Below are 7,443 nucleotides of genomic sequence, written 5' to 3'. Positions count from 1 at the left end.
GTTCCGCAGCGGCGGCAGGGCTCGCCGTGGTGCATGTACACGTAGTTGGCGTGGTCGGGCCAGGCTTCGGTTTCGGGTACGCCGGGGCGGTCTTCCGGTTCGGTGGTGATAATACGACCCACACGCACACCGATGACCAGCAGGTGCTTATTGTCTTCCCAGAGCCGTTCCAGTTCCTCGTCGCTGAGGCTTTTGCCGGGGCGTAGCGGGTCAATTTCCTGGCGGTAGAGCGATTCGGCGCGGAAAATATTGCCCACGCCGGAGATCGCCGCCTGATCCATCAGAATCACGCCAATCGGGCGGGAGCTCTTACGTGCCGCGCGGTAGAACTGTTCCGGGTCGGCGTCCGGGTTGAGCGGGTCGGGGCCGAGCTTGGAGCGGACGGTGCGCACCTCCTCCGGCGTGAGGGTGCGGCAGATAGTCGGGCCCACCAGATCCGCCCAGCCGTGCTCGGAAACAATACGGCAACGCACCGTACTCTTCGGCTCGGGAGGACCGGCGTAGGGCTCCCCCTCCCCCGCCGCGTATTCTTTTTCGCCAATCTTGCGGGGTGCACCGATACTCGAAGCACCCGTGAACGTCTCGTCCCCACCGAAGCTCCAGTTACCGTAAATACCCAGGTGCACGTTCAGAGTCAGGTCGTTATCGAAAGTCACGAACAGGTGCTTGCCGTGCGCGTACGCCCCGGTGATGATGTGACCGTCCAGCAGGGCGGCACCCTCAGCGTAGCGGCCCTGCGGGGAAGAAACCTGCACGCGCTCGCCGGTGAAGACGTCGCTGATTTGGCGGGCGATACGGTGGATGGAGTGGCCTTCGGGCACGGGTTCTCCTCGAAAACTTGTCGGCTAGAAATGGTGCGGATTATATGGGGGTACAGAGACGACTGAGGCGCATAGCCTGCACTATGCGCCTCACATTTAGAGCTTAGGCAGCGTCAATCTGCTTGCCGGCAATGTCGCCGGTCTGCTCGTACTCAGCCAGCTGACCGATACGGCGTGCGTGACGCTCCTCGTTGGTCCAGGGGGTAGCCAGGAAGACCTTGATGATTTCCAGCGCTTCTTCCTTGCTGTGCTGGCGGCCGCCCACAGCAACGACCTGTGCGTTGTTGTGCTCGCGAGCCAGCGCAGCGGTGTCGTGGTTCCACGCCAGAGCCGCGCGGATACCCTCAACCTTGTTCGCAGCCATCTGCTCGCCGTTACCGCTACCGCCCAGCACAATACCCAGGGAGTTCAGGCCAGCCTCACGGTCACGCTTCACACCGAGGGCTGCGTTAATGCAGAACGAAGGGTAGTCGTCCAGCGGGTCATAGTCGGCGGGGCCGTGGTCAATCATTTCGTAGCCCGCAGCGGTGAGGGACTCAATCAGGTAGTGGCTCAGCTCGAGGCCGGCGTGGTCGGTTGCGATGTGTACGCGCATGGTACTCTCCTGGTGATTTTGTCTTGGTGTGACGTGCGTTTGTGTGTTCGTGGGAGGCGCCGGTTCTCAGTTCTGAGCGCCGTTGCTAGAGTGCGCCGCGCATCCATCAGGTGGGATGCGCCTGCCCGTTTGGGTTTTTTCTGTCTTAACTGTATCGAATTCGCGCTGGTTCGGGTAATGGGAACCCTTCTAGACCCCCACCTATACGGTAGACTGTGGGATATGGCACTTTTTGGTGTCCCGATTCGCCGCGCCCACGTTTGAACACCTCCAGCGCTACGTATGCAGCGTCGCAGGAGCCGCGCACCTCGGGAACCAGCGCACCATGACAGGGCGTGTCACCACGGCACGCTATTCACATCTAAGGAGAGGGAGCTGTATGCCCGGCCTGAACCTAACCCGCAATGAGGCAATCGAACGCGCATCCATCATTAAGCGCGTGCACTCGTACCGTATCGAACTCGACCTGCCGAAGGACAAAGACGTCTTCTCTTCGAAGGTTGAAATCCGCTTCGACGCTCAGGAAGGTGCCTCCACCTTCATTGACGCGATTACTTCCTCGGTCAAGTCCATTAACCTCAACGGCGAAGAGCTGAGCACCGACCTGGCTGACGGCGAGCGCATCCAGCTGCCGAACCTGGCGGCTGAGAACACCCTGGTCATTGACGCAGAGATGTTCTACACCAACACTGGTGAGGGTCTGCACCGTTTCGTGGACCCCGCCGACGGTGAAGTGTACCTGTACTCTCAGTTTGAGGTGCCGGATTCCCGCCGCGTGTTCCCGGTCTTCGAGCAGCCCGATCTGAAGGCTGAGTTTGAGTTCATCGTGCGCGTGCCCTCGCACTGGGTGGTTGTGTCGAACCAGCCCGAGGTGAAGATTGAGGACAAGGAATGCGGTTGCGGCCGCGCGAAGACTTGGTTCTTCAAGCCGACCCCGCGCATGTCTTCGTACATTACCGCGATTGTGGCTGGCCCCTACGAGAAGGTCACCAGCGAGCTGACCAACTCTGAGGGTCGCGTGATTCCGCTGGGTGTGTACGCCCGTAAGTCCCTCATGCCGTTCGTGGATGCTGAGGACATGTTTGAGCTGACCCGTCAGGGCTTCGAGTTCTACGAGGAGCAGTTCAAGACCCCGTACCCGTTCGAGAAGTACGATCAGCTGTTCGTGCCCGAGTTCAACGCCGGTGCGATGGAGAACGCGGGCTGCGTGACCTACCTGGAGACTTACGTCTTCCGTTCCAAGGTTGCGGAGGCTCTGCGTGAGCGCCGCGCTATCACCGTTCTGCACGAGCTGGCTCACATGTGGTTCGGCGACCTGGTCACCATGAAGTGGTGGAACGACCTGTGGCTGAACGAGTCCTTCGCTGAGTTCATGTCGACTCTGGCTGCTGCGGAGAACACCCGCTACGCCAAGGAGGCGTGGGCTACCTTCGCCGCTTCGGAGAAGACCTGGGCGTACCGTCAGGATCAGCTGTCTTCGACTCACCCGATTGTGGCTGAGATCCGTGACCTTGCCGATGTTCAGGTGAACTTCGACGGCATCACCTATGCGAAGGGCGCTTCGGTGCTGCGTCAGATGGTGGCGTGGGTTGGCCAGGAGAACTTCATGGCTGCGCTGAAGGTGTACTTCGATAAGCACAGCTGGGGCAACACCGTCCTGGACGACCTGCTGGTTGAGCTGGAGCGCACCTCCGGCCGTGACGTGCGTGCGTGGAGCGCTAAGTGGCTTGAGACTGCTGGCGTGAACACTCTGGCTGTTGAGGTTGAGAACGACGAGGCTGGCAACATTTCGTCGCTGGGTATTCGCCAGTCCTACGCTGAGGGCTTCGAGACTCTGCGCCCGCACCGTGCGGTGATTGGTTTCTACAACCTGGTGGACGGCAAGCTGACCCGCACCGACCGCATCGAGCTGGACATTGACGGCGAGCTGACCGTGGTTGAGGAGGCTCTCGGTAAGAAGCGCCCCGACCTGCTGCTGCTGAACGATGAGGACCTGGCGTACGCAAAGATTCGCCTGGATGAGCGTTCCATTGAGACCGCTATCAAGCACCTGGGCGATATTGATTCGTCCGTGGCTCGCGGCGTGGTGTGGGGTTCGCTCTGGGATACCGTGCGTGACGCTCAGATGCCGGCACGTAAGTACGTTGACCTGGTGCTGAACAACATCGGCAAGGAGACCAACTCCACCGCTCTGCGCACCCAGATTAACAACCTGTCCGCTACCCTGCACTCCTTCGTGGCTCCCGAGGCTCGCGAGGAGACTCGCCACCGTGCCGCTGACCGTCTCTGGGAGCTGGCATGCGTTGCAGAGCCCGATTCGGATGCTCAGCTGCAGCTGCTGCAGGCGTTCATTGACCAGACCCGCACCGAGGAGCAGTACGACAACGTGCAGCGCCTCTTCGAGGGTGAGCTGACCCTTGAGGGCCTGGAGATTGATGCTGACCTGCGTTGGAACCTGGTGTGCCGCCTGGCTACCGGTGGCCGTTTCTCCGCCGAGCAGATCGCTGCGGAGCTGGAGAACGACAACACCGCGAACGGTCAGCAGTATGCCGTTCAGGCGTACGCGTCGATTCCGACTGCGGAGGCTAAGGCTGAGTACTGGAACAAGATCATGGTGACCGGCGAGCTGTCGAACATGATTCAGCGTTACGCTATTTCCGGTTTCAAGTCCGGCAAGCCCGAGCTGATTGCCCAGTACGATGAGCCGTACTTCGAGCAGATTGAGGGCATTTGGCGTTCGCGTTCGCACGAGATTTCCATGCAGATTATTGGTGGCATGTACCCGAGCGAGCCGACTGCTGAGCTGCTGGAGCGTACCGAGGCCTACCTGGCTTCCCTGCCTGAGGATGCTGCGGCTCTGTACCGTCAGATTGCGGAGGCACGCGACGGCGTGGCTCGTGCACTGAAGGTTCAGGCTGCTGACGTCTAACCACGCTTATGAGCTGAGGCGGGTTCACCGCCTGCTCTGGTAAGTTTTATTCGTCCCCTTCTGCCCCGTTCTGGGGTGGGAGGGGACGTTTTGCATCAGGGGTTCAAAATCTTGTCACTGCGGTGCATATTTTTTGTCATTTTCGTTTGAATATCCTTCAAAAGCTCTCTACTTGGGGTTGCGCCTACCGTATACTGTTGTGCATGCCTTCTATCAAGTCTCCTATCGCGAAAGTTTCTCTGACCGGCGCAGTCCTTGCTGTGGTTGCCGCCGGTTCCTTTGGCGTGTACTCCGCAGGAGGCTTCAACGCGCCCGGTAGCACCGCCGCTACTGCTGCTGAGAGCGCCGAGCCTACCCAGTCGGCGCTAGAAAGCCCCAGCGAGTCCCCCTCCCCCGAGCCGACTCCGGAACCGACTACCCCGGCGCAGAAGATTGAACGCACCGCGCAGAACGCCTTCGGTAAGGAGGGCGCGCAGGCAACCGGTGAGATTCAGACGCCGTTCTCCACCACCGCTGATGCCGCCGACATGCTGGTTCAGCAGTTCAAGAGTGGCGTGGTCATGTACACTCCCAAGTACGGCGCGGTCGCGGTGGAATCCGGCGTCTACGAGCACTGGTGGAAGCAGCGCCAGTACAGCGACTTTGCCGACTGGGAGGGTCTGCCGGTGAGCTGGCGTTCCGAGAACGGCGTTCTATACACCAAGTTTGAGAAGGCTGAACTCTACTGGGATAAGGCGAACGGTCTGCCGCGTAACGCGAACGTCCTGGGTGCTAAGGACGCCCTGGTGATTGGCGACTCGCAGGTGACCGCAACCTCCTGGGTTGGTTTGGGCCTGAAGCAGGCTGGTTTCGTTCCGTACCTGTTCCGTTGCGGCGGCGTGGGTTTTGTGACCGCCCGCGAGGGCGTGTGCCCCTCCTACTATCAGGGTGTGATGGGTGGCCGTTGGGCTCTGCCGAGCGGTAACCCCGGCGTGATTTACCTGGACGCCTCCGGTAACGACATTTACATTCACGAGGATGAGACGAAGGCTCGTGAGCACGTGAACGCGCACCAGACTCAGGTCATTGAGCAGCTGCGACGCATGTACCCGTCGTCAAAGATTGTGTTCGGCGGCGTGGTGTCGATGAGCGAGGAGGCTGCGACGGATAAGCAGCTGGCGCATAAGCGTCACGTGGCGAACGAGGTTGCGCGGCAGGGTGCCCGCGAGACCGGTGTGCTGTTCATGGACACCGCGGATTGGCAGACCATTTACCTGTCTGAGGGTGACATGGCTGATGGCGTACATCTGAAGGATGAGGCGCAGTACAAGCTGGCGGCACCGTTCGAGGCTCGTCTGCGTGAGCTACTCGGCACTGCGTGAGCTGCTCGGTATCACTAAATCAGCTACGTAAACGCATATAGTGTCAAAAAATGAGGCGCCGGAAGGATTCAATCCTTCCGGCGCCTCATTCGTTTGAGTGGGTTACCCACCGCAGCTCTCAAGTTAGTGTGCGGGGTTTATGCCGCTACGTTCGCCTTGCGTTCCTTCGCCTCAGCCTTCTGGTGTGCGAGCACGCCCTCCGCAAGGCGACGCTTCTGGCGCTCACGCGCGGCTTCCTTCTCACGCTGCTCAGCAGCCCAGGCGACGGGGTCAATGTCGATCGACTCGTAGTGCCATTCGCCAATGTAGTCACGAATCGGGGCAATCCAGGTGACGGGGATGCCGCGGCGCAGGTACACCTCGTGGTCGGTGTCTTCAAAAGCGTGGATAATGCGGTTGCCGTCAGCAATCAGGGACTCAATGATGGAGTCCTTCCATGCGGGGCTGTTGGAACCATCATTGCCGGGCTTAGCGAATACGTGCTTGGGTTCCAGACCTGCACGGGCGATGAACTGGTTCAGTTCCTTCATGTAGGTGCCGTCGCGGCCGGTAATTACTACGACCTCTGCGCCGGTTTCTGCCGCAATTTCGCGAACTTGGTCGGCAACTTCAATGTTGACCGTGGCATTGCGGATGGCCTTGAAGAATCGGCGGTTGCTGGCGAAGAAACCGGTCAGGTACTTGTCCATCTGGTCTCGGTTGCTGGCAAGGGTACCGTCGATGTCGACTGCAATCAGATCCATTTAGGTCTCACTTTCGATCCGTACGGGAAGGATGCGCCTGGTGAGGGCGCGGCGGAAGAGTTCCCGTGCGGTGTGGCTGGTAAATCGGTGTGTCAAAGACGCCCGGTGAAAGGGCGTAGTTTTTCTAGAATACCCTATTTTCGTAAAGTAATGCCCTATCGAGTGTCATTATTACAATTGCCCCGTTGATGTCACGCAGCATAGAAAAATGGCTGGTGGCGCAGGCTAAGAGCCCACACCACCAGCGTACAAGTCAAGAAATGTCCCGAGGAGCGGTTTAGAGCAGCGAACCGGAACCGCGGCGCACCAGCACCATACCGGCGGGCGCCACAATGCGCAGCCACTCATCCGACCCTACATGCGCAGCGAACAGAGGCAAATCTCCCGTGAAGCCTTCCGGAATGAAACCGAAAACGCGCAGGGCAAACGCCGCACCGGTCGGCACGAGCACGGTATCAAATTCAGGCAGGTACTCCAGCACCATATCGGAGGACCAGATACGCGAGCGCACCGTGGACAGCACCGCGGCGCCGGGGTTCTCGGGCAGGGCGCGTTCTACCGCCTCCAGGCCCTCTGCGGTGGCGCGGTGGAACTCTTCAACCGGGACGGTGCCAACCTCATACCAGCCACTGAGCGGGGCCGACTTACCAGCCCAGCTAGCGTTGACGGTCACCGGCGGCATGAACAGCACCAGCTGCGGGTTCTCTTCGTTGATCTGCTCTTCTGCCTGCTTCTGCAGACGCGCCAGGCGGTCCAGCAGCGCCTGCGCCTGTACGGTCATGTCCAGGGTGGAGTCAGCCAGCAGGTGCAGGGCACGCAGACCCATGATGACCGGGGTGCTCGAGGAAGCGTCCTCCGGCTCCAGGGAGCAGGCGAATACCGCCACCACGCGGCCGCGCGCGGTCAGGCGGATAGCGGCGTCCGGGTTCACCGCCAGGGCACGAGAAATGTAGGTGGCAAGGTCCTTGACCACTGCGGCACCCTGGGCGCCGCC

The 7,443-nt window shown here is 60.4% G+C and carries 6 protein-coding genes; 2 read left to right on the top strand and 4 right to left on the bottom strand.

What is annotated here, in order from left to right; genetic code table 11:
- Together Q0216_RS09240 and Q0216_RS09235 are read right to left on the bottom strand one after the other, a co-directional pair.
- Positions 1-821, bottom strand: an 821-nt coding sequence (locus tag Q0216_RS09240) for an Fpg/Nei family DNA glycosylase (protein WP_298594762.1), incomplete at its 3' end; no start/stop codon positions are given.
- 103 nt (positions 822-924) lie between these two features.
- Positions 925-1,416, bottom strand: a complete 492-nt coding sequence (locus Q0216_RS09235) for a ribose-5-phosphate isomerase (protein WP_298594760.1) — start codon at positions 1,414-1,416, stop codon at positions 925-927.
- 379 nt (positions 1,417-1,795) lie between these two features.
- On the opposite strand from Q0216_RS09235, the gene pepN reads away from it, so the two are divergent.
- On the top strand, positions 1,796-4,345 hold the full coding sequence (pepN, locus tag Q0216_RS09230) for an aminopeptidase N (protein WP_298594758.1): 2,550 nt from the start codon (positions 1,796-1,798) through the stop codon (positions 4,343-4,345).
- A gap of 203 nt (positions 4,346-4,548) precedes the next feature.
- Positions 4,549-5,706 (top strand): SGNH/GDSL hydrolase family protein, encoded by a 1,158-nt coding sequence (locus Q0216_RS09225; protein ID WP_298594755.1) that lies wholly within the window; start codon positions 4,549-4,551, stop codon positions 5,704-5,706.
- A 137-nt stretch (positions 5,707-5,843) separates the two neighbouring features.
- Here the strand turns inward: Q0216_RS09225 and Q0216_RS09220 are convergent, their stop codons facing one another.
- Complete coding sequence (locus Q0216_RS09220) at positions 5,844-6,449, bottom strand: peptidase (protein WP_298594753.1); 606 nt, start codon at positions 6,447-6,449, stop codon at positions 5,844-5,846.
- Between the two features lie 277 nt (positions 6,450-6,726).
- On the bottom strand, positions 6,727-7,443 hold a 717-nt coding region (locus Q0216_RS09215), incomplete at its 5' end, for a transcriptional regulator (protein WP_298594751.1).

Source organism: uncultured Rothia sp. (assembly GCF_937976295.1).
Classification (GTDB): Bacteria; Actinomycetota; Actinomycetes; order Actinomycetales; family Micrococcaceae; genus Rothia.
The sequence above is the reverse complement of the archived record's forward strand: the minus strand, read 5'-3'. Positions and strand labels throughout refer to the sequence as shown.

Coding starts and splice junctions, on each gene's coding strand:
- Q0216_RS09220 (WP_298594753.1), bottom strand. CDS start 6,449: ATGGATCTGATTGCAGTCGACATCGACGGTACCCTTGCCAGCAACCGA.
- Q0216_RS09225 (WP_298594755.1), top strand. CDS start 4,549: ATGCCTTCTATCAAGTCTCCTATCGCGAAAGTTTCTCTGACCGGCGCA.
- pepN (WP_298594758.1), top strand. CDS start 1,796: ATGCCCGGCCTGAACCTAACCCGCAATGAGGCAATCGAACGCGCATCC.
- Q0216_RS09235 (WP_298594760.1), bottom strand. CDS start 1,416: ATGCGCGTACACATCGCAACCGACCACGCCGGCCTCGAGCTGAGCCAC.